Source organism: Variovorax sp. GW822-FHT04A09, from assembly GCF_058801005.1.
The window spans coordinates 102183-123352 of sequence record NZ_JBXAMV010000005.1; the positions used below are offsets into that span (position 1 = coordinate 102183).

Genomic DNA, 21170 nt, shown 5'->3' on the forward strand with positions numbered 1-21170 from the left:
CTAGCGCGCCGCCGGCCGCCCTGAAGGCATGGCCAGCACCTTCGCGTCGGCGACCAGCCGGGCGTAGGCGAAGTCGGTGAAGGCCTTGATCCGCGCGACCTCCTTCAGGTCGGGATGCGTCAGCACCCAGACCTGCGTGTCGAGCGCCTCCCTCGGCGCCTCGACCTGCACCAGCTCGTCTTCCGCGTCGGCCAGCATGCACAGGAGCATGCCCAGGCCCAGGCCGCGCTTCACGAGCTGCGTCATGCCGACGAGGCTGTCGACGCGCGCCGCGATCCGCGCCGGCGGCACCTGCTCGCGCAGCCACTTCGCCTGCAGCAGGTGCGACAGGCCTTCGTCGGGGGCGACCCAGTCGTGCGCAGCCAACGAAGTCGTCGCCGGGTGCTTCGCGAGGTAGGCCTTCGACGCGTACACCGCCGTCTGCAGGCGCCCTGCCCGGCGCCCGACCAAGTGGTCCGGCGGGGCGTTGGTCGGGCGGATCGCCACGTCGGCCTCGCGCTTGGTCAGGCTCAGGAAGAGGTTGTTCATCACCACCTGCAGCTCGATGCCCGGATGCAGCGCCCGGAAGTCCGCCAGGATCGGCCCGAGCAGCCCGGCCATGAAGGTGTCGGTGCTGGTGATGCGGATGACGCCGGTCAGCCGCAGGTCGAGCCCCATGAGGTGGCGCTGCGCGGCGTCGATCTGCTCGCCCACGCCCTGCAGGCGCTCGCGCAGCGCCTCGCCGGCCAGCGTCATCGCGTAGCCGGCGGGCAGGCGGTCGAACAGGCGCACCGCCATGCGTGCCTCGAGCGCGCCCAGGCGCCGCAGCACGGTGGAGTGGTTCACGCCCAGCTGGCGCGCGGCGCCGGAGAGCGATCCGGCCTGGCCGACGGCCAGGAACACGCGAAAGTCGTCCCAGTCTGTGTCCTGCATTTATGCATACCCCGGATGCGATTTTTTCGAATGGCTTTGCAAACGCGCCGATCCTACAGTCGTCCGCAAGGGGCCGCGATTCGCCCGCCCCGCATCCACACCACACGGAGATCGACCCACCATGGACGCGTTTTTCATTCCCGCCTCGCTCGTCGCCGGAGGCCTGCTCGCGGTGCAGGCCGGCGCCAACGCCCAGCTCTCCAAGGCCACGGGCAGCCCGTTCACCGCCACGACCTTGCAGCTGTCGGTCGGCACGCTGGCCCTGCTGGCGGTGGCGCTCGCCACGGGCACGCTGACGGCGCTGGCCGGCTTGCCGGGCGTGCCGTGGTGGCACGTGATCGGCGGCACGGCCAGCGCCTTCTATGTGGTCTCGACCATCCTGCTGTTTCCGCGCCTGGGCGCGGTGGTGGCGGTCGGCCTGTTCATCGCGGGGCAGATGCTGGCCTCGTTCGCGCTCGACACCTTCGGCCTGCTCGGCGTGGCACCCAAGGCGCTGACACCGGCCATGGCCGGCGGCACGCTGGCGGTGCTGCTCGGGGCCGGGGCCATCGTCGCCGGGCAGGCCGGCAGCCTGCGCCAGGCGCTGGCGGGCAAAGCCGGCTGGATCGTGCTCGCGCTGCTGGCCGGCGCGGTGCTGCCGGTGCAGGGCGTGGTCAACGGCCTGCTGCGGCAGGACCTGGGCGCGCCCTTCGCGGTGGGCGCGGTGAGCTTCTTCGTGGCGACGCTGGCGATGGCCCTGGCGCTGCTGCTCGTCACGCTGTTCCGGCGTGCGCCCGCCCCTGCGGCGGTCGCACCGCAGGGCTCGGCGCTGCGCGGCATGCCGTGGTGGGGCTGGCTTGGCGGCTTTGCGGGCGCGGCCTATGTGACGACGGTGTTCACGGCGATCCCGGCCATCGGCGCCGCGGCCGCGGTCGGGCTGACGGTGGCGGGGCAGCAGGTGGCGTCGGTGTTCGTCGACCGCTACGGCTGGTTCCGGCTGCCGCAGCGCCCGGTGTCGGGCCTGCGCATGGCGGGCGTGGCCGTGCTGCTGCTCGGCGTGGCCATCATCAAGCTGCTGTGAAGGGAGCGAACGCCATGGCCTGGTTTCTTCTGCTTGCCGCCGGACTGGTGGAGATCGTGATGGCCCTCGCGCTGAAGGCCGCGGCGGGCTGGGAGCGCCCCGGCGCCGGCGCGCTGGGCCTGGGCGCCGCGCTGGCGAGCATCGTGCTGCTCACCGCCGCGATGAAGACGCTGCCGGTCGGGACGGCCTACGCGATCTGGACCGGCATCGGCGCCATCGGCGTCACGCTGATCGGCATCTTCTTTTTCCAGGAGAGCGCGGCGCCGCTGCGGCTGGTGTGCATCGCGCTGATCTTCCTGGGCATTGCAGGCCTGAAGCTGCAGTCCTAGGCGTCTGGCGGCGCCGCCCGGTTCGAGCCCCGCACCATGTCGAAGCGGAACAGCCGGCATTCGATGGGGCCGTTCCACATCGGCACGCGGCGCGACTCCTTCAGGCGCATCTGCTTGGGCAGCTTTAGGTCGGGCGTGAGCACCCAGGCGGTCCAGCCCGCGTAGTTTTTCTTCCAGTGGGTGGCGAGCTGCGGAAAGAAGTCGCCGCCGTCGCCGCCTTCACCGTCGCCCGGGGTCTGGGCGGCTTCGCGGGCGCCGAAGCGGGCCACGCCGCCGACCTCGATGCGCTCGCCGTACGGCGGGTTGAGCATGATCACGCCGCCCTCGGCCGGCGGCATGCGCTGCAGGGCGTCGCCGCCGCGGAACTCGATGGCGCCGGCCACGCCCGCGCGTTCGGCGTTGCGCTCGGCAAAGTCGACCATGCGGTGCGACACGTCGGAGCCGAAGACGGCGATGGCGCTCGCATGCTGCGCATTGGCCGCTTCATTCTTGATGGCGGCCCAGACATGCGCCTGGAACGGCAGCAGCTTCTCGAAGCCGAAGCGCCGCAGCGAGCCCGCCGCGATGCCGCTGGCGATCTGCGCGGCCTCGATGGCGATGGTGCCGCTGCCGCAGCAGGGGTCGTACAGCGGGGCCTTGGCGACCTCGCCGGTCTCGGGGTTCCACCAGCCGCTGGCGGCCAGCATGGCGGCGGCCAGGGTTTCCTTCAGCGGGGCATCGCCCTTGTCCTGGCGCCAGCCGCGCTTGAACAGCGGCTCGCCCGAGGTGTCGATGTACAGCGTGCAGCTGTCGGTGGTCAGGTGCGCAAAGATGCGGCAGTCGGGCCACTGGGTCTCGATGCTCGGGCGCACGCCGTTGGCCTTGGCGCGGAAGCGGTCGGCCACGGCGTCCTTGATGCGCAGAGTGGCGAAGTTCAGGCTCTGCAGCGGGCTGTGCTGGGCCGTGGTCTCGATCTTGAAGGTCTGCTTGGGCGTGAACCAGATCTCCCAGGCCACGCCGTTGGCGATGGCGTACAGGTCGTTCTCGTTGCGGTAGGGCCCATGGGCCAGTTCGACCAGCACGCGCTGCGCGAGCCGGCTGTGCAGATTGAGCTTGAGGCCGTCGCGCCAGTCGGCGCGCACGCGCACGCCGCCGCGCAGGGTGAGCAGGTCCTGCCCGGCACGGCCGGTCAGGGCATGCACCTCCTGGGCAAGGAATTCCTCGACGCCGGCGGCGCAAGGCAGGAAAAATGAGAGATCGTTCACGGAAAGTCGGCCATCGGGAAGCCCGCTAAGGGCCCCCATTGTCGCCGGGGCTGGGGCCTTCTCTATATAGTCGATTTGCCCATGACGCCCACCCCCGCCTCCGCGGCCCCCCCGGCAGACGCCCGCGACGGCGACCACCGCTTCGCGATCCAGTGCGAAGTGCTGCGCTTGTCGATCCGCCCGCTCGGGCCGGTGCTGCTGGTGCAGTACCTGCTCAACTGCGGCGTGGCGGCGCTCTTCGCCTGGCAGTTCTCGCCGGTGCGCGCGCTGGTGTGGCTGGCACTCGTCACCGGGGTCACGGTGATGCGCGGCTTCTTTCCTCAGCGCCTGCCCGAGCCCTTCACCCCCGCCACCCTGCGCGCCGCGCAGCGCCAGCACACGCTGCGCACGGCCATCTGGGAGCTGGCGCACGGCCTGGCGGGCGTGCTGCTGTTCAACCCCGAGCGGCCCGACCTGCAGCTGCTGCTGGGCCTGATCCTCATGGGCATGACGCTGTCGTCGGCGTTCTCGGTGTCGTTCTACACGCCGGCCACGCAGCTGGCCATCACGCTGCTGCTGGCGCCGGTGATCGTCACGGGCCTGTGGCTCGGGGCACCGGTGATGATGGCGGTCGCGGTGATCGGCATCGGCCTGACCGCGATGATGTGGAAGCTGGTGGCCGACCATTCGCGCCAGCTCGAGGAGAACATCGGCCTGCGCCTGAACGAGCGCACGCTGCGCGAACAGGCGCTGGCCGGGCTGCGCGCCTCCGAGCAGGCCCAGGCCGAGCGGCTGCGCTTCTTCTCGGCGGCCAACCACGACCTGCGCCAGCCGGTGATGGCCATCGGGCTGCAGGCCGAGGTGCTGCGCCAGCAGCTGCAGCACGGCACCGACAGCGCGGCGGTGCAGCACACGGTGGCCTCGCTCTCGCGCGCGCAGCAGGCGCTCGAGGGCCTGACCAACCAGCTGCTCGAGATCGGCCGCATCGAGGCGGCGGTCGATCCGCTGCGCCCGGCGGCGGTGGCGCTGGCGCCGCTGCTGAACGAGCTGGCGCGCCAGGCCGGCGAAGGCCGCGTCGCGGTGCGCTGCCCGGCCGAGGCGGTGGCCTGGACCGACGCGGTGGCGCTGCGCCGCGTGCTCTCCAACCTGCTGGACAACGCCCTCAAGTTCACGCCGCGCGGGCGCGTGCTGCTGGCCGTGCGGGCGCGCCGCCGGCCCGGCACCGACACCGGGCGCGCATGGCGCGTCGAGGTGCGCGACAGCGGCATCGGCATCGCGGCCGAATCGCAGACGCGCGTGTTCGACGACTTCGAGCAGGTCGGTAACGTGGAGCGCAACCTGCAGCACGGCCACGGGCTGGGGCTGGCGATCGTGCGGCGGCTGGCGGGGCAGCTGGGCATCGAGGTCGCGCTGCGCTCGGCGCCGGGCAAGGGCTCGGTCTTCAGCTTCGAGCTGCCGGCGGCCCGCCCCGGTGCGGCGGCCATGCCGGCCCCCGCGCCCTCCGTGGCGCTGGACGAGCCCGATGCCAATGCCGTGCTGCGCCCCGGCCTCGCCGTGCTGGTGGTCGAGGACAACATCGTGGTGGCTGACAGCCTCTCGGCGCTGCTGCGGCACTGGCACGTGGCGCCGCGCATCTACGCCAGCGCCGCCGAGGCGCTCGCGCTGGCCGACCTGGACGCGCTCGACGCGGCGCTGTGCGACATCCGCCTGCCCGGCGCGTTCAACGGCATCGCGCTGGCCGAGCGGCTGGCGCAGCGCAAGCCCGCGCTGACGATCGCGCTGATCTCGGCCGACATCACCGAAGCCACGCAGCAGCTGGCCGCCGCGCGCGGCTGGCATGCGCTGCGCAAGCCGGTGCAGCCGGATGCGCTGCGGCGCGTGCTGCTGCGGGCTCAGCAGCAGCAACAACCGCCGTCGTCGACGTAGCGCGCGGTGCTTCCCGGCGGGGGCCGGCCCCGCTGCGGTGTCATCGCTTCCGAGCTATGCTCCGCGCACAGGCCGCCGCCGCCCCTGCCCCGATGCCCGTCGAACCACTTTCCGCCCCTGCCGTTGGCGCCGCCGCCCTGCGCGAGCCCCGCTACGGGCGGGTCGCGATGGCCCTGCACTGGCTGCTCGCGGCGATGATCGTCGGCTCGCTCGGCGTCGGGCTCTACATGACGGGCCTGCCCTTCTCGCCGCAGCGCCTGAAGCTCTACAGCTGGCACAAGTGGGCCGGCATCACCATCCTCCTGCTGTCGGCGCTGCGGCTGCTGTGGCGTCTCACGCACCGCCCGCCGCCGCTGTCGGCACGGGTGCTGGCGGCCATGCCGACCTGGCAGCGGGCCGCCCACCGCATCAGCCATGCGCTGATGTACCTGCTGTTCTTCGCGGTCCCGCTGTTCGGCTGGGCCTACAGCTCGGGCATGGGCGTGCCGGTCGTGTGGTTCGGCCTGCTGCCGCTGCCCGACCTGGTCGCGGTCGACAAGGACTTCGCCGAGGCCGTGCTCAAGCCGCTGCACCAGCGCAGCGCCTTCCTGCTGGCCGGCGTCACGCTGCTGCACGTGGCGGCGGCGCTCAAGCACCACTGGATCGACCACGACGGTCTGTTGCAACGCATGTGGCCCGCGCCACGCAAGGAATCCGCCGGATGACGACCCGTCTTTTGTGGGGCGCCGCCGCCCTCTTCGGCCTCGCGCTGCACGCCGCGGCCGAGCCCATGCCGGCCACCACCGCCAAGCTGGTGCCCGAGAAGAGCCAGATCGCCTTCGTCAGCAAGCAGATGGGCGTGCCGGTGGAAGGCAGCTTCAAGCGCTTCGACGCGCAGGTCGCCTTCGACCCCAAGAAGCCCGAGGGCGGCTCGGTCGTGCTGCAGATCGACACCGCCAGCGCCGGCTTCGGCGTGCCCATGAGCGATGCCGAGCTGCCCAAGCCGACCTGGTTCGACACCGCGCACTTCCCGCAGGCCAGCTTCCGCTCGAGCGCCATCAAGGCGCTGGGCGAGGGCCGCTTCGAGATGGCCGGCAAGCTCACCATCAAGGGCGTCAGCAAGTACGTGACGGTGCCCGTGAGCATCGTGTCGTCGGGCGGCGCGTATTCGGTCGCCACGGGCACCCTCACGATCCAGCGGCTCGACTACAAGGTGGGCGACGGCGAATGGACCGACACCTCGGTGGTCGGCAACGAGGTGCAGGTGCGCTTCAAGCTGACGCTCGCGGGCCTCGGGCCGCTGTGACGACGATTTCATTTCCCATGCATCCTTCTTCCTTTGCCATGAACAAGCTCTTCTTCGCCGCGGCCCTGTGCGCGGGCGCGACCCTGCCCCTGGCCGCCACGGCCCAGGAATACACGGCGCCGCCGCTGGCCGCCAAGCCCGCGGGCGGGCCGGTCAAGAACGCCAGCTACGTGATCGACCCGACCCATACCTTCGTGATGTACGAGATGGGCCACTACGGCACCACCACCAACCGCGGCCGCTTCAGCACCAAGGACGGCTCGGTGAAGATCGACGGCACCGGTGCCAGCGGCAAGGTCGACATCACGATGGACATCAGCTCCATCAACACCGGCGTCGACCTGCTCAACCGCCACGTGCAGAGCAAGGACTTCTTCAACGTCGCCGAATTCCCCACCGGCCGCTTCGTGGCCGAGCGCATCGACTTCAGCGGCGACAAGGTGACCGACGTGCCCGGCACGCTCACGCTCATGGGCCAGACCAAGCCGGTGACGCTGAAGGCCGTGCGCTTCAACTGCTACCTGAACCCGCTGATCAACCGCCAGGTCTGTGGCGGCGACTTCGAGGCCACCGTGCAGCGCAGCGACTGGGGCATCACCTGGGGCCTGAACTTCGGCTTCGAGAACAAGGTGAAGCTGCTGGTGCAGGTCGAAGCCGTGAACGTGCAATGAACCCATTCCCCACCGGAGCCACCCCATGACCGACGCCCATCTCATGTCCCTGCTCGGCATTGCCGGCGCCATGGCCGTGGGCGCGATGAGCCCCGGCCCGAGCTTCGTGATGGTGGCGCGCACGGCCGTGGCCTCGCGCAGCGACGGGCTCGCGGCGGCGCTGGGCATGGGCGCCGGCGGGCTGGCGTTCTCCATCGCGGCGCTGGCCGGGCTGCAGGCGGCGTTCCTCGCGGTGCCGGGGCTGTACCTCGCGATCAAGGCCTTCGGCGGCGCGTACCTGATCTACCTGGGCTTTCGCATCTGGCGCGGCGCGCGCCAGCCGCTCGCGATCACGCCCGACACGGACGCCTCGCCCCGCAGCCAGGGCCGCAGCGGACGCACCTTCCTGCTCGGCCTGGCCACGCAGGTCAGCAACCCGAAGACGGCGGTGGTGTACGCGAGCATCTTCGCGGCCTTCCTGCCGCGCGAGGTGCCGCTGGTGCTGGCGCTCGCGGTGCCGGCCGTGATCTTCTGCATCGAGACGGGCTGGTACGCGATCGTCGCGCTGGCGCTGTCCTCGGCCGCGCCGCGCGCGGCCTACCTGCGCTACAAGACCTGGATCGACCGTGCGGCCGGCGGCGTGATGGGCCTGCTGGGCCTGCGGCTGGTGTGGTCGGCGGTGCGCGGCACCTGATCGATCAGGTTCGACCGGCGATGCCGGCTCCGGGCAATGCGCCCGGGGGAAGCCGCGTCTTTCTTCACGCGGTCTGGATTTCTTGAGGGGATGTGCGCGGCAGCCGGGTTGTTTTCAATCGGCAACGGCTATGGTCCCGCTTCCAGGTCCAGCTTCGTCATCAAGCCCATCGCATGCCATTCGTCCACCAACTCCTGATCGCCGCCGCTCTCACGGTTGTTGCAACACAGTCCTCTTCCGCGACGCTACGGGACGAAGATCTGAACCGGGCCCTGCAGGGCGTGTGGTGCAACTCCGATGACGGTGGAAAAACGTGCCATGGGTATGACGAATACGTCGACGGCACAAGCTCCTTTTGTGGGGCTTTTCCTGAAAGCAAGGAGCCCTACACCGCGGCAATGCGCTACAAGATTCAGGGCAATCGCATCTGCGCCGTGATCACTGCGAGCAGCAACCCGATCATTGGGCCCGGCTTTTCATTCTGCGATGAGATTCTTGAGATCGACGAACACTCCGTGCGCTCTTACATGGCCTGGTTCGATACGGTCGAGACGAGATTTCGTGTCCCGAAGTCTCAAATGACCTGCGCGACTCCCGAAAAGCCACCGCTCCCGCGTTGAGGCTCGCCGCCAGCGACCATCTGCGGCAGCGCCATGCTTGCAAAGCCTTTCGCGAAGCACCGCTGCGCTACAGCAAGCTCTCGGGCGTGAGCGGCGCCAGCAGCTCGAGCATGGTGCGGTCCCAGAAGCCCGAGTCGGGTTCTTCGTGCAGCACAGTGGTCTTGCCGCCTTCCTCGCTGACCCATTCGATGCGCCGCGAGCCGGTGGCGCCCGCATCGGCGCCTTCGGCAAAGCGCAGCCGGTAGGCGCCCTGCTGCTTGAGCACATCGAGCAGCTTCAGGGTCTGCTGCGCCATCTCGGGGCTGCGGATGAACAGGCCGATCTCGGTGTTGTGAATCTCGGAGCGCGGATCGAAATTCATCGAGCCGACGAAGAGGATGCGCTGGTCGATCACCGCCGACTTGGCGTGCAGCCGGCCCACCGACGTGCCGAACAGGCCGAGGCGCACGCTGCGCCGCGTGCGCGCGGAACTCAGCTCGTGCAGCTCGGCGCCCAGCGCCAGCATGTCGGCGCGGTAGCGGCGGTAGGCGGTGTGCACGAGCGGTTCGTCGGTGGCGGCGAGCGAGTTGGTGACCACGCTGATCTTCACGTTGCGTCCGCGGATCTCACGCATCACCTCCAGCCCCGACGCGCCCGGGATCAGGTAGGGCGAGACCAGCGTCACCTCGCTGCGCGCGCGGCGCATCTGCTCGACCACGTTGTAGCGCACGCTGTCCACGTCGAGCAGCGGCACGCCGCCATACGACGCGGTCTTGCCGATCACGCGGTCGGGTGAATCGGCATAAGCCTCGGCGGTGGTCCAGATCAGGCCGAGCTTGCCGGCGTCGAGGTCGTCGGCCACGGGGCTGTAGCCGAGCAGGTCGTTGGGCGCAGGCCTGGGCGGCGGCGGCGTGGTGTCGGGGCCGGTGGCGGCGTCGAAGCGGCGCTGCAGCTCTTCGCGCGGCAGGTCGGTGTGCACGACCGCGCCGATCGGGCGCACGTGCGGGCTGTTCCAGTACTGGTCGAACAGCACGCCCAGGCGCGGAATCAACGCGCCCGTGACGAAGGTGTCGAGGTCGATGAAGTTCGGGCCGGTGGTGCGGCGGAAGTACTGGTTGCCGATGTTGCGCCCGCCCGCCACCGCCATCGCGCCGTCGGCGATGAAGAGCTTGTTGTGCATGCGGCGGTTGACGCGGCTGAAGTCGAACAGCGACGCGGTGAAGCGCTTGAGCAGGCTGCCGCGCCCGGCCGGGAACGGGTTGAACAGGCGCAGCTCCACGTTCGGCGTGGCGGCCAGCCCGAGCAACAGCTCGTCTTCGCCGGACGTGTACAGGTCGTCCATCAACAGGCGCACGCGCACGCCGCGCTGGGCCGCATCGCGCAGGGTGCGCAGCAGGTAGCGGCCGGTCTCGTCGTTCTCGATCTGGTAGTACTGCACGTCGAGCGTGCGCTGCGCGCGGCGCGCCAGCTGCAGCCGCGTGTCGAAGGCGAAGTCGCCGCCGGGCATCAGGCGAAAGCCGCTGAGGTCGGGGTCGGGCTGCGAGGCCAACGCGATCTTGCCGAGCGCGGTGTCGGCCGAGACGGCGATGGCCTTGGTGGGCGGGCGCGGTGCGTCGTCGGGCAAGGTGGCACAGCCGGCGAACAGCGATGCAGCCACGAGGGCGAAGACCCAATGCCCCCAGCGCGACAGCAGGCGACGGGTCATCGTGGGCTTTCTACAGGGCTTTGCGCAGGTTGGCCGGTGCGATGCGCAAGGCTTCGCGGTACTTGGCGACGGTGCGGCGCGCGCACTCGATGCCCTGCTCCTTCAGCATCTCGGAGATCTGGCTGTCGGACAGCGGCTTCTTGATGCTCTCGGAACTCACGAACTGCTTGATCAGCGCGCGCACCGCGGTGCTCGACGCATTGCCACCGGTCTCGGTGCCCAGCGCCGAGCCGAAGAAGTACTTCAGCTCGACCGTGCCGAAGGGCGTGGCCATGTACTTGGCGGTGGTCACGCGCGAGATGGTCGACTCGTGCAGGCCGAGCTCGTCGGCGATCTCGCGCAGCACCAGCGGGCGCATGGCCAGCTCGCCGTGCACGAAGTAGCTCTTCTGGCGCTCGACGATGGCGTTGCTCACGCGCAGGATGGTGTCGAAGCGCTGCTGGATGTTCTTGATGAACCAGCGCGCCTCCTGCAGCCGCTGCGACAGCGCCTGGCTGCCCTCGCCCTTGTGCGACTTGAGCGCGCCGGCGTAGATGTCGTGCACGCGCAGGCGCGGCATGACTTCGGGGTTGAGCATGACGCGGAACTTCACGTTGGTGCCGCGCCCGGTCTTGGTGACGATCACATCGGGAATGACGATGTTGCGTTCGACGTCGACAAAGCGGCGGCCCGGCTTGGGCTCCAGGCGCGCAATGATCTGCAGCGCCGAGCGCACCAACTCTTCGTTGGTGCGCGTGAGCGTGGCCAGGCGCTTGAAGTCACGCCGCGCGAGCAGCTCCATCGGCTGCTTGCAGATCGCGATGGCGGTCTTGCGGATGAGCGCTTCGGCCTCGGTCTCGTCTTCGCTGGCGAGCGCCTTCAGCTGGATGCTCAGGCATTCGCCGAGGTCGCGCGCGCCGACGCCGGCCGGCTCCAGGCTCTGCAGCAGGCCCAGCGCCACCTGGAAGTGGTGCACGAGGTCGTCGAACTGGTCGTTGTCGTCGCCCGCCAGGCCCGAGGCCAGCGCGGGCAGCGAGTCTTCGAGGTAACCGTCGTCGTTGAGCGATTCGATCAAAAAGCGCAGCGCGGCGCAGTCGTTTTCATTGAGGCGCAGGCTCAGCGCCTGGCGATGCAGGAAGGACTGCAGCGACTCCTGGCTGCGCGCGAGTTCGGTGGCGTCGGCACGCTCGTCGTCGCCCAGGTTGTTCTGGCGTGCGGGCGCATCGCTGCCCCACTCGCTGTCGTCGGGCGCCATGTCGACGGTGCCGTCGCCTTCCCAGTCGGGCTCGCGCTCGGCGATCTCGGCGGCGGGGCCGTCGGTGTCGGGGGTCGAGGTGGTGGTGTCGCTGGACGTGGAGGACGTGCTGGCGGCGGACGGCGTGAACTCGGCCTCGCCCTCGCCCGCGTCGTCGCGCGGCACCGGCGCGTCGGCCGTGTCCAGCCCGAACTCCTCGCGCGCCGCTTCTTCCGCGGTGCGCTCGAGGAACGGGTTCTCGTCCAGCATCTGCTCCACCTCCTGGCTCAGTTCGAGCGTGGAGAGCTGGAGCAGGCGAATGGACTGCTGCAGCTGTGGCGTCAAGGCCAGATGCTGCGAGACGCGAAGGGACAGCCCTTGCTTCATGGAGACCCGACCCTCCCTTACATGCGGAAGTGCTCGCCCAGGTACACCCTGCGTACCTCGGCGTTGTCGACGATCTCCGAGGGTGTGCCTTGTGCCAGCACGTGCCCGTCGCTGATGATGAACGCGTGATCGCAGATGCCCAGCGTCTCACGCACGTTGTGGTCGGTGATGAGCACGCCGATGCCGCGCTCTTTCAGGAAACTGATGATCCGCTGGATCTCGATCACCGCGATCGGGTCGATGCCGGCGAAGGGCTCGTCCAGCAGAATGAAGCGCGGCTGCGTGGCCAGCGCGCGTGCAATTTCAACGCGGCGGCGCTCGCCGCCCGACAGCGCAAGCGCGGGCGAATCGCGCAGGTGGTCCACGCGCAGGTCGGCCAGCAGGTCGGCCAGGCGCTCTTCGGTGTGCTGCTTGGTCAGCGGCATCATGCGGCCGTTGGCGTCGGGCTCGCGCTGCAGCTCGAGCACGGCGCGCACGTTTTCCTCGACCGTGAGCTTGCGGAAGATCGAGGCCTCCTGCGGCAGGTAGCTCAGGCCCATGCGCGCGCGGCGGTGGATGGGCATGTGGGCGATGGGCTCGCCGTCGATGGTGATCTCGCCGGCGTCGGCGCGCACCAGCCCGACGATCATGTAGAACGAGGTGGTCTTGCCCGCGCCGTTGGGGCCGAGCAGTCCGACGACCTCGCCCTTTTGCACATCGAGCGAGACGTCTTTCACGACCGTGCGGCTGCCGTAGCTCTTCTTGAGGCCGCGCGCCACGAGGCGGCTGCCCGGAATGCCGTCGGCGGTCTGGGTTCCTGCGGTTTCGATCACTTGCGCCCTTCCCCTTCGGTGCCGCCCAGCGTGGTGCTCGGGCGCAGCCCGGCGCCGGGCGCGGGGGTGGGTGCCGGGGCCGCAGGCTTCTTGCCGCCGGCCGCGGGTGCGGAGCCGGGCGCCGCCGGGGCCGGCGTGGCCTTCGGCGTGAGGATGGCCTTCACGCGGCCGCCACCGCCCGCCGAGACGCCGGCGTTCGGCGGCACGAGGGAACCGTTGACGGTGTAGGTGTCGTTGCTCTGGTCGTAGACGATCAGCGCGCCGCTGCTCTCGTCGTTGGCCGTGGCGCCGATCAGCCGGCGCATGACGGCGCGGCGGATGAACTTGACGTTGTCGGCGCGGCTGTCGTACTCGATGACTTCGGACTCGCCCTCGATCCACTCGTCGCCGGCGTTGCGCTTCTGCTTGTAATAGGCCAGCTTGCCGGGCGCGGCCGTGACCACGCCGTACTGGTAGCCCTCGGCGTCCTGGCGCACGTCCAGCCGCGCGCCGCGGATGATGATCGTGCCCTTCGTGACCAGCACGTTGCCGGTGAACACGCTGGTCTGTTTCAGGTCGTCGTAGCGCATCGAGTCGGACTCGATGTTCATCGGCTTGGTGCGGTCGGCGGTTTCGGCCAGGACGCCCGAGGCGGCACCGGCCAGCAACAGCGCACCGAAAGCCAGGCGGCCGAGGCGACGAAGGGTGGGGAATGTGGGGATGGAGGGCAATGTCATAAAGGCACGAAACTTGCTCTGAAACATTGTATGCGTGGGATGGCAATTGCCCACCGCCGCCAATGAAAAAGCCCGCCGAAGCGGGCCTTGCATTCGACCAAGAAAGCAGGTCGTCGGATCGGTCAGCCCTTCTTGGCTTCGCCGATGAGGAAGGTCGCGACCTGCAGCACCTTGGACATGCTGCCGGCGGTTTCGCCGTCGACATACCAGCGGCCCGCCACGGCCAGGGCCGGCACGCCGGCGACCTTGTAGGCCTCGGTCTGCTGCGCCGCGCGGCGGGCCTTGCTGGCCACGCCGAAGGACGCAAAGGTTTCCTTGAACTTGGCGCCGTCGAGGCCGGCACGCTCGGCCCAGGCCTGGATGTTGGCGTCGCCGTTCAGGTTCTGGCGCTGCGCGTGGATGGCGGCGAAGACCTTCGGGTGGTATTCCTCCAGCTTGCCCATGGCTTCGAGCGTGAAGTACAGGCGCTGCTTGGCTTCGACGTCGTTGCCCACGAAGGGCACCGGGATGCGGCGGAAGGCCACTTCCTTCGGGGCCGCCTTGACCCAGGCTTCGAGCGAGGGCTCGAAGTCGTTGCAATGCGGGCAGTTGTACGAGAAGAACTCGACCACCTCGACCTTGCCGGCGGGTGCATCGACGGGCACGCGTTTGTCGAGCACGAGGAAATCGGTGCCGGCCTTGGGGGCGCGCTGCGCGTGTGCCGGAACGGCAGCCAGCGAAAGCAGCCCGATCGAAGTGGCGGCCAGCGAAAAGTCACGACGTTTCATGGAAAAGGTTCTCCTGTGGGTACCGCAGTACAGAGCCGGCGCGCCGCCGGGAGTTCCCCTTGGGCGGCGCGACCGAGGCGCTGGAATTGACAAACGAGTGCGGCGGATGCCGCGCGGGCGAGAGCTTAAAGGCTGTTCAAGAAAGGCGCTGACGGGTCAGCGCTGCACGCGCACCAGCGCCGATTCGAGACCGCCGCCGTCGAGCCGTTCCTTGAGCCGGTCGGCGTCGTCCTTCTTGTTGAACGGGCCCGCGCGCACGCGGTAGACCGTGCGACCGGCCTGCTCGCGCTCGGTGACCTTGGCCTCGACGCCCATGAGCGACAGCTTGGCGCGTTGCGCCTCGGCGTCGTCGGTGGTGCGGAAGGCGCCGGCCTGCACGAAGTACATGAAGGGATCGGCACCCGACGACGACGGCGCGGCGGCCGTGTGGCTCGGCGCGGCGGACGCGGTGGTCGTGCTGCCGCCTGCGCGGGCGCGGGCCAGGTCGCCCAGCGGATCGTTCGACGGCGGCAGGGCGTTGGCTTCGGCCGGCACCGGCGCGGGGCGTGCCGGCTTGGGCGCCACCACGACGGGGGCCGGGGCGGTGACCGGCGCGGTGGCGACGGGCGGCGTGCCGGGGGCCACGGTGGCGGGCGCGCCGGTGATCGGGTTCACCGGGCCGGTGGCCGTGGCGGCCGGCGGCGTGGCGGCCGGCTTGGGCGCGCCGGCCTTGCCGGCCAGCGGCGCGTTCGGGTCCCAGTCGCGGTTCTTGCGGGCTTCGGCTTCGTCCTGCTCGGCACCGCCGCGTTGCGTCTTGTTGACGAACGGGATCGGCACCTTGGTGACGTAGACCGCGATGCCCAGGGCGACGCCCAGACCGAGCACCAGGCCGATGATCAGCCCGATGACGATGTTGCCGCGTTGTCTGCTTGTCTTCTTCATGTTCAGAGGGTGATTCACATCTTGCTCGGCGCACTGACGCCGAGGATCGCGAGGCCATTGTGCAGCACCTGCGCGGCCGCTGCGACGAGTGCGAGACGCGCCAGCTTGACCGGCTCGTCGTCCACCAGGATGCGCTCGGCATCGTAGTAGCTGTGGTAGCTGGCCGCGAGTTCGCGCAGGTAGAAAGTCACGTCGTGCGGGGCGAAATCCTTCGCTGCCGCCGTCAGCATGGCCGGGTACTTGGCCAGCAGCAGCATCAGCGCCTGGGCCGCCGGACTGTCCAGCGGCGACAGGTCGACCGCCTTGAGCGCGGCCACGTCGCCGCCCCAGGCCGCGAGCACCGAGCAGATGCGCGCGTGGGCGTACTGCACGTAGTACACGGGGTTGTCGTTGTTCTTGGTGACCGCCAGGTCGACGTCGAAGGTGTATTCGGTGTCGGGCTTGCGGCTGAGCAGGAAGAAGCGCACGGCATCGGTGCTGGTCCACTCGATCAGGTCGCGCAGCGTGACGTAGCTGCCGGCGCGCTTGCTGATCTTGACCTCTTCGCCGCCCTTCATGACGCGCACCATGGTGTGCAGCACGTAGTCGGGGTAGCCCTCGGGAATGCCTTCGCCCGCGGCCTGCAGGCCGGCGCGCACGCGCGCGATCGTGCCGTGGTGGTCGGTGCCCTGGATGTTCACGACCTTGTGGAAACCGCGCTCCCACTTGGCGATGTGATACGCCACATCGGGCACGAAGTACGTGTACGTGCCGTCCTTCTTCTTCATCACGCGGTCTTTGTCGTCGCCGTAGTCGGTCGACTTCAGCCACAGCGCGCCGTCCTGCTCGTAGGTCTTGCCGGCGGCCACGAGCTTGGCCACGGCGGCTTCGACGCGGCCGCTGGTGTAGAGGCTGGACTCGAGGTAGTAGTTGTCGAAACGCACGCGGAAGGCCTGCAGATCGAGGTCCTGCTCGCGGCGCAGGTAGGCCACGGCGAACTCGCGGATGCTGTCCAGGTCGTCGATGTCCCCGCTGGCGGTGTACTCGCGGTCGTCCGACTTGACGGTCTTCTTCGCCTTGAAGTCCTCGGCGATGTCGGCGATGTAGTCGCCGTTGTAGGCCGGGGCCTTTTCGCCGCTGGGCCACTCGGGGTCGCCGGGCTTGAAGCCCTTGGCGCGCAGCTGCGTGCTGTTGGCCAGCGTCTGGATCTGCACGCCGGCGTCGTTGTAATAGAACTCGCGCCACACGCTCTGACCCTGCGAGGCCTGCAGGTTGCAGATGGCGTCGCCCAGCGCGGCCTGGCGGCCGTGGCCGACGTGCAGCGGACCGGTCGGGTTGGCCGACACGAACTCGACCAGCACCTTTTCGCCGGTGGCGGGCTGCTGGCCGAAGCCTTCGCCGGCGGCCAGCACCTCGCGCACGATCTGCTGCTTGGCGGCAGCCTTCAGGCGGATGTTGAGGAAGCCGGGGCCGGCGATCTCGATGGCCTCGACCCATTGGCCGAAAGCGGGGGTGGCGAGCAGCGCAGCGCTCAGTTCCTCGGCCAGTTCGCGAGGCTTGCGCCCCAGCGGCTTGGCGAGCTGCATGGCAGCGGTGCTGGCGAAATCGCCGTGCGCCGCCACCTTGGGCGACTCGAACGCGGCTTTGGCACCGGCGCCGGGAGAGAGGGTTTCGAGCGTGTTCGCGAGCGCCGCGAGCAGCTCCTGTTTGACCAATAGCATCTGTGAATTTTACCGGGGGCAAACCCGGACCCAGTTAACGATCGTCATCCGATGGGCGATGTCGCCCGTTAGGATGGTCGGCCCCGAGGCGGGGCGTCTGTCACAACCCAACCTTGCAAGGACATATCCACCATGAAGAAGCTCCTTTCCCTGGTCGCCTCCACCGTCGCGCTCGGCGCCTGCCTGTCGTTCAGCGCCTACGCGCAGGACAAGGCTCCCGCCCCGGTCGTGGCCCCCGCTGCCGCCGCCGCCGCCCCTGCGGCAGCCCCTGCCGCTGCGGCCGCACCCGCCGGTGGCGCCAGCTGCGATGCCAAGGCCATCGACAAGAACGGCAAGCCCCTGGCCGGCGCTGCCAAGAACAGCTTCATGAAGAAGTGCACCAAGGCCGCCGCCGCTCCCGCCTGCGCCGCCAAGGCGGTCGACAAGAACGGCAAGGCCCTGGCTGGCGCCGCCAAGAACAGCTTCATGAAGAAGTGCGAAGCCGACGCGGCCAAGGCCTGATCCGGCGCGGCGCCGCCCTGCGGCGCTGACATTTGTTACTCCCGAAGGGGCCCGCTCATGCGGGCCTTTTCTTTTTTGTCTTTGTATTGATTACTTGCCGAAGCCGCGCGCCAGGAACACCGCCACCAGCGGGATCAGCGCGATCAGGTGCGCCTGGATCATCACCAGCTTGCGCGTCTTCAGGATGTCGGCCTCTGCCGGCAGCTTGCCCGTGGCGCGCAGCGTCTTGCGCCAGCGGAAGTAGGTCAGCGTCGGAAAGATCGACAGCACGCCCACGATGATGAACAGCGTGAGCTTCACGTGCAGCAGCGGGTTGGTCCAGTACCAGGCCGTGCCCTTCACGCCCCACCAGGTGCGCGCGATGCCCGTGGCCAGCACGGCGATCGCGGCGATGCCGTAGACCATGTCGACCTTGGCCAGCCGCTCGACCACGGCGGCATTGAGCCATTGCACGCGGCACAGCGCGGCTTCACTGGAGATGAACACGACCATCGTGAGGATGGCCAACAGATGCAGGTAGGCGAGGATGGCTTCGAGGGTCATCGGAAACTTTCTTCATCGGGGGTTGCAAGCAAATGCAAAAAGCATTGTGCCGCCCGGTCACGATTTCAGGACCGCCCGCCCCAGAATTCCGGCTGCCCGTACTGCGCTTTGAGGAAATCAAGCCACAGTCGCACGCGCAGCGGCAGGTGCTTGGTGCCTGTGAACACCGCATAGATGCCGTTGGGCGGCGCGGCGAAGTCGTCGAGCAGGGGCACGAGCAGGCCGGCGTCGATCTCGGCCTCGACCTCCCAGGTGCTGCGCCAGGCGATGCCGTGGCCTGCCAGGCACCAGTCGTGCAGCACCTGGCCGTCGGAACAATCGAGCGGGCCGCTGGGGCGCAGGTGAATGAGTTCCTGCACGCCCTCCTCGCTGGTAATGCGAAAGGCCCAGCCGCGCGTCTGCGAGGCGTCGCTCGACAGCGTGAGGCAGGCAAAGCGCGACAGTTCGCCCGGGTGTTTGGGCGCGCCGTGGCGGCGCAGAAACTCGGGCGTGGCGACGCAGCGGCGGCGGTTGTCGGCCAGGCGCACGCTCACGAGCGACGAGTCGGGCAGGTCGCCCACGCGCACCGCGCAGTCGAAGCTCTCGCCCGTGACGTCGACCACGCGGTCGCTGAGGTTCAGCGAGATCGTCACCTCGGGATGCAGCGCATGAAAGCGCGGCACCAGTGGCGCGACGTGGCGGCGGCCGAAGCCGGCCGGCGCCGTCACGCGCAGGTGGCCGCTGGCCTTCACGCCGCCGGCGCTCACGCTGGCCTCGGCGTTCGCGAACTCGGTCAGCAGGCGCTGGCAGTCTTCGAGAAAGGCGCTGCCTTCGTGCGTGAGCGCGATGCGGCGCGTGGTGCGCACCAGCAGCTTGACGCCCAGGCGCTCTTCGAGCGCGTCGATGCGCCGGCCCATGATCGCGGGCGCCACGCCTTCCGCCTTGGCCGCCGCGGTGAGGCTGCCGCGGGTCGCGACCGAGACAAAGGATTCGAGCTGCTTGAGGCGGTCCATGGCGCGGGAACTATATCGCCCGCCGCGCATGGAGCAGGGGCTCAGTCGCCGGCCGTGACGCCTTGCGCCCGCAGCGCGGCGATGTCGCCGTCGCTGTAGCCCACCTCCTTCAGCAGCGCCTCGCTGTGCTCGCCGATGTGCGGCGGCTGCAGGCGGATGCCGGGGCGTTCGCCGCCCAGCGTGAACGGCGCGAGCGGCACCTTGGCCATGTGGCCGTCGTTCATGCGCACGGGCGCGAGGCCGCCGGTGGCGTTGAGGTGCGGGTCGTCGAACAGCTCCTGCGGCTTGGTGATGGGCGCGAAGGGCAGCTCGTTCTGCTCGAACACCGCGCTCAGTTCGGCCGCGCTGTGGTTGGCGAGGTGCGAGCGCAGGATCGGCATCATCCACTCGCGTGCGCGCACGCGGTCGTTGTTGGTCTTCAGGCGCGGGTCGGCCAGCATCTCCTCGAGGCCGAAGGCCTTGCAGAAGATGGCCCACTGCTTGTCGCTCACGGCCGCCAGGAAGATCTGCTCGCCGTCCTTCACCGTGAACACGTCGTACACAGCCCAGGCCGAGATGCGGCTGGGCATCGGGTCGGCCGCCTTGCCCGTGGCGGCGAACTGCATCATGTGCTGCGCGACCAGGAACACGTTGTTCTCGAACAGCGCCGACTGCACCTCGCAGCCCTTGCCGGTGAGATCGCGCTGGCGCAGCGCGGCCATCGCGCCGATGGCGCCGAACATGCCGCCCATGATGTCGTTCACGCTGGTGCCCGCGCGCAGCGGATCGCCGGCGCGGCCGGTCATGTAGGCCAGGCCGCCCATCATCTGTACCACCTCGTCGAGGGCGGTGCGGTGGTCGTACGGGCCGGGCAGGAAGCCCTTGTGGCTCACGTAGATGAGGCGCGGGTTGAGCTTGGCCAGCGTGTCGTAGTCGAGCCCCAGCTTCTTCATCGTGCCGGGCTTGAAGTTCTCGCTCACGATGTCGGCGGTGGCGATGAGACGCAGCGCGGCCTCCACGCCCTCGGGCTTCTTCAGGTCGAGCGCGATGCTCTTCTTGTTGCGGTTGAAGGTCGGGAAGAAACCCGCGCCCGAGCCCAGCAGGCGGCGCGTGTTGTCGCCTTCGATGGGCTCGACCTTGATGACCTCGGCGCCCAGGTCAGCCAGCAGCAGGCCGCAGGTCGGGCCCATGACCATGTGGGTGAACTCGACGACGCGCACGCCCGCGTAGGGCAAGGGATTGGCTTCAGACATGAGAGAGGGTTTCCTGGACAAAGCCCTTGGGCAGGCCGGCTTCGGGCGTCATGCCGTAGACCGGCTCGCCGGGCAGGCCGGCCTTGAGCGGCGCGCGCGCCGCGATGAGTTTGTCGATGTCGATGCCGGTGCGCACACCCATGGCCTCGAACATGAAGACGAGGTCTTCGGTGACGGCATTGCCCGACGCGCCCGGCGCATACGGGCAGCCGCCAAGGCCGCCGAGCGAGGCGTCGAAGGTGCGCACGCCCTCGTCCCACGCGGCCAGGCAATTGGCGATGCCCAGGCCGCGCGTGTTGTGCATGTGGGCCGCACCCGCGTGCACGCCGAGTTCGGCGCGCAGCCGCTTGAAGAGGCGGCGCACCTGCGCGGGGTTGGCATAACCCACGGTGTCCGACAGGCCGACCTCCTGCGCGCCGGCCTCGACGCACTGCACCGCCAGGCGGATCACGTCGTCTTCCGGCACCTGGCCCTGCAGCGTGCAGCCGAAGGCGGTGGAGATGCCCGCTTCGAGCTTCACCTGCGGCGCGAGGGCACCGCGCAGCTCGGCGATGGCGCGCACCTCCTCGACCATCTCGGTCGGCGTCTTGCGCACGTTGGCCAGCGAATGCGCGACGCTGGCCGACACCGGCATCGTGAGCTTGTGCACGCCCGCCTCGAGCGCGGCCTGCGCGCCTTTGCGGTTGGGCACCAGCGCCATCACCACGAGGCCGGGCAGCGTGACGGCATGGCGCACCACCTCGGCGGCGTCGGCCATCTGCGGCAGCAGCTTCGCGGGCACGAACGAAGCGACCTCGATCTCGCGCAGGCCGGCGGCATGCAGCGCGTCGATCCAGCGCAGCTTGTCGGCCGTGGGCATGGTGGCCTTCACGGACTGCAGGCCGTCGCGCGGACCGACCTCGCTGATGAGAACGTCGGGGGAGGTCATCGGGTGCTTTCTTGACTGTTCTATCTTGCAGAACTATATTCTGTTAAACAGAATTAAATCGGCAAGCCCGCCGAC

General features: G+C 69.4%; 22 protein-coding genes. 9 read left to right on the forward strand and 13 right to left on the reverse strand.

The genetic code is table 11. The features are described 5' to 3' along the window. Entirely contained in the window at positions 1-912 is a 912-nt protein-coding gene (locus AC1RLW_RS23875; RefSeq protein ID WP_493195403.1) for a LysR family transcriptional regulator, read from the reverse strand. A gap of 121 nt (positions 913-1033) precedes the next feature. On the opposite strand from AC1RLW_RS23875, the gene AC1RLW_RS23880 reads away from it, so the two are divergent. Together AC1RLW_RS23880 and AC1RLW_RS23885 are read left to right on the forward strand one after the other, a co-directional pair. Then, the gene (locus AC1RLW_RS23880; RefSeq protein WP_492699036.1) at positions 1034-1972 is read left to right on the forward strand and encodes a DMT family transporter; all 939 of its coding nucleotides are present in this window, start codon (positions 1034-1036) and stop codon (positions 1970-1972) included. A gap of 14 nt (positions 1973-1986) precedes the next feature. Then, positions 1987-2301: a DMT family transporter gene (locus AC1RLW_RS23885; protein WP_062480310.1), complete on the forward strand. Its 315-nt coding sequence runs from the start codon at positions 1987-1989 to the stop codon at positions 2299-2301. On the opposite strand, the gene AC1RLW_RS23890 is transcribed toward AC1RLW_RS23885, so the two are convergent. Beyond that, positions 2298-3545, reverse strand: coding sequence for a THUMP domain-containing class I SAM-dependent RNA methyltransferase (locus AC1RLW_RS23890; protein ID WP_095743360.1), 1248 nt, complete (start codon positions 3543-3545; stop codon positions 2298-2300). The genes AC1RLW_RS23885 and AC1RLW_RS23890 overlap by 4 nt on opposite strands. An 81-nt stretch (positions 3546-3626) precedes the next feature. Between AC1RLW_RS23890 and AC1RLW_RS23895 the strand changes: the two genes are divergently transcribed. From AC1RLW_RS23895 to AC1RLW_RS23920, 6 genes are all read left to right on the forward strand, one after another. Further along, positions 3627-5450: a sensor histidine kinase gene (locus AC1RLW_RS23895; protein ID WP_493195404.1), complete on the forward strand. Its 1824-nt coding sequence runs from the start codon at positions 3627-3629 to the stop codon at positions 5448-5450. Between the two features lie 92 nt (positions 5451-5542). Then, entirely contained in the window at positions 5543-6154 is a 612-nt protein-coding gene (locus tag AC1RLW_RS23900; RefSeq protein ID WP_062480330.1) for a cytochrome b, read from the forward strand. Continuing rightward, complete coding sequence (locus tag AC1RLW_RS23905; protein WP_159273635.1) at positions 6151-6735, forward strand: YceI family protein; 585 nt, start codon at positions 6151-6153, stop codon at positions 6733-6735. The genes AC1RLW_RS23900 and AC1RLW_RS23905 overlap by 4 nt, the downstream gene beginning before the upstream one ends. Positions 6736-6773: 38 nt before the next feature. Further along, entirely contained in the window at positions 6774-7406 is a 633-nt protein-coding gene (locus tag AC1RLW_RS23910; protein ID WP_493195588.1) for a YceI family protein, read from the forward strand. 25 nt (positions 7407-7431) lie between these two features. Next, positions 7432-8079: a LysE family translocator gene (locus AC1RLW_RS23915; protein ID WP_493195405.1), complete on the forward strand. Its 648-nt coding sequence runs from the start codon at positions 7432-7434 to the stop codon at positions 8077-8079. Between the two features lie 173 nt (positions 8080-8252). Further along, positions 8253-8699: a hypothetical protein gene (locus tag AC1RLW_RS23920; RefSeq protein ID WP_493195406.1), complete on the forward strand. Its 447-nt coding sequence runs from the start codon at positions 8253-8255 to the stop codon at positions 8697-8699. 67 nt (positions 8700-8766) lie between these two features. Here the strand turns inward: AC1RLW_RS23920 and AC1RLW_RS23925 are convergent, their stop codons facing one another. The 7 genes from AC1RLW_RS23925 to argS all read right to left on the reverse strand — a co-directional run bounded on the left by AC1RLW_RS23925 (position 8767) and on the right by argS (position 16899). Next, positions 8767-10383, reverse strand: a complete 1617-nt coding sequence (locus tag AC1RLW_RS23925; protein WP_493195407.1) for a phospholipase D family protein — start codon at positions 10381-10383, stop codon at positions 8767-8769. 10 nt (positions 10384-10393) lie between these two features. Further along, positions 10394-11983: an RNA polymerase factor sigma-54 gene (gene rpoN, locus AC1RLW_RS23930; RefSeq protein WP_493195408.1), complete on the reverse strand. Its 1590-nt coding sequence runs from the start codon at positions 11981-11983 to the stop codon at positions 10394-10396. A gap of 17 nt (positions 11984-12000) precedes the next feature. Beyond that, positions 12001-12795, reverse strand: coding sequence for an LPS export ABC transporter ATP-binding protein (gene lptB, locus AC1RLW_RS23935; RefSeq protein WP_070063734.1), 795 nt, complete (start codon positions 12793-12795; stop codon positions 12001-12003). Next, positions 12792-13511, reverse strand: coding sequence for a lipopolysaccharide transport periplasmic protein LptA (lptA, locus tag AC1RLW_RS23940; protein ID WP_493195409.1), 720 nt, complete (start codon positions 13509-13511; stop codon positions 12792-12794). Before lptA ends, lptB begins: the two co-directional genes overlap by 4 nt. 122 nt (positions 13512-13633) lie before the next feature. Then, on the reverse strand, positions 13634-14278 hold the full coding sequence (locus AC1RLW_RS23945; protein ID WP_070063733.1) for a thiol:disulfide interchange protein DsbA/DsbL: 645 nt from the start codon (positions 14276-14278) through the stop codon (positions 13634-13636). 156 nt (positions 14279-14434) lie between these two features. Beyond that, entirely contained in the window at positions 14435-15199 is a 765-nt protein-coding gene (locus AC1RLW_RS23950) for an SPOR domain-containing protein (RefSeq protein ID WP_095949698.1), read from the reverse strand. Between the two features lie 14 nt (positions 15200-15213). Next, positions 15214-16899: an arginine--tRNA ligase gene (gene argS / locus AC1RLW_RS23955; protein WP_369631028.1), complete on the reverse strand. Its 1686-nt coding sequence runs from the start codon at positions 16897-16899 to the stop codon at positions 15214-15216. A 132-nt stretch (positions 16900-17031) separates the two neighbouring features. On the opposite strand from argS, the gene AC1RLW_RS23960 reads away from it, so the two are divergent. Next, complete coding sequence (locus AC1RLW_RS23960) at positions 17032-17400, forward strand: hypothetical protein (RefSeq protein ID WP_493195410.1); 369 nt, start codon at positions 17032-17034, stop codon at positions 17398-17400. Between the two features lie 90 nt (positions 17401-17490). On the opposite strand, the gene AC1RLW_RS23965 is transcribed toward AC1RLW_RS23960, so the two are convergent. From AC1RLW_RS23965 to AC1RLW_RS23980, 4 genes are all read right to left on the reverse strand, one after another. After that, complete coding sequence (locus AC1RLW_RS23965; protein ID WP_056584391.1) at positions 17491-17943, reverse strand: DUF2214 family protein; 453 nt, start codon at positions 17941-17943, stop codon at positions 17491-17493. Between the two features lie 65 nt (positions 17944-18008). Then, positions 18009-18935, reverse strand: a complete 927-nt coding sequence (locus AC1RLW_RS23970; RefSeq protein ID WP_062479733.1) for a LysR family transcriptional regulator — start codon at positions 18933-18935, stop codon at positions 18009-18011. 41 nt (positions 18936-18976) lie between these two features. Then, positions 18977-20167: a CaiB/BaiF CoA transferase family protein gene (locus AC1RLW_RS23975; RefSeq protein WP_062479735.1), complete on the reverse strand. Its 1191-nt coding sequence runs from the start codon at positions 20165-20167 to the stop codon at positions 18977-18979. Beyond that, complete coding sequence (locus AC1RLW_RS23980; RefSeq protein ID WP_493195411.1) at positions 20160-21095, reverse strand: hydroxymethylglutaryl-CoA lyase; 936 nt, start codon at positions 21093-21095, stop codon at positions 20160-20162. The genes AC1RLW_RS23975 and AC1RLW_RS23980 overlap by 8 nt, the downstream gene beginning before the upstream one ends. Positions 21096-21170: the final 75 nt, after the last annotated feature.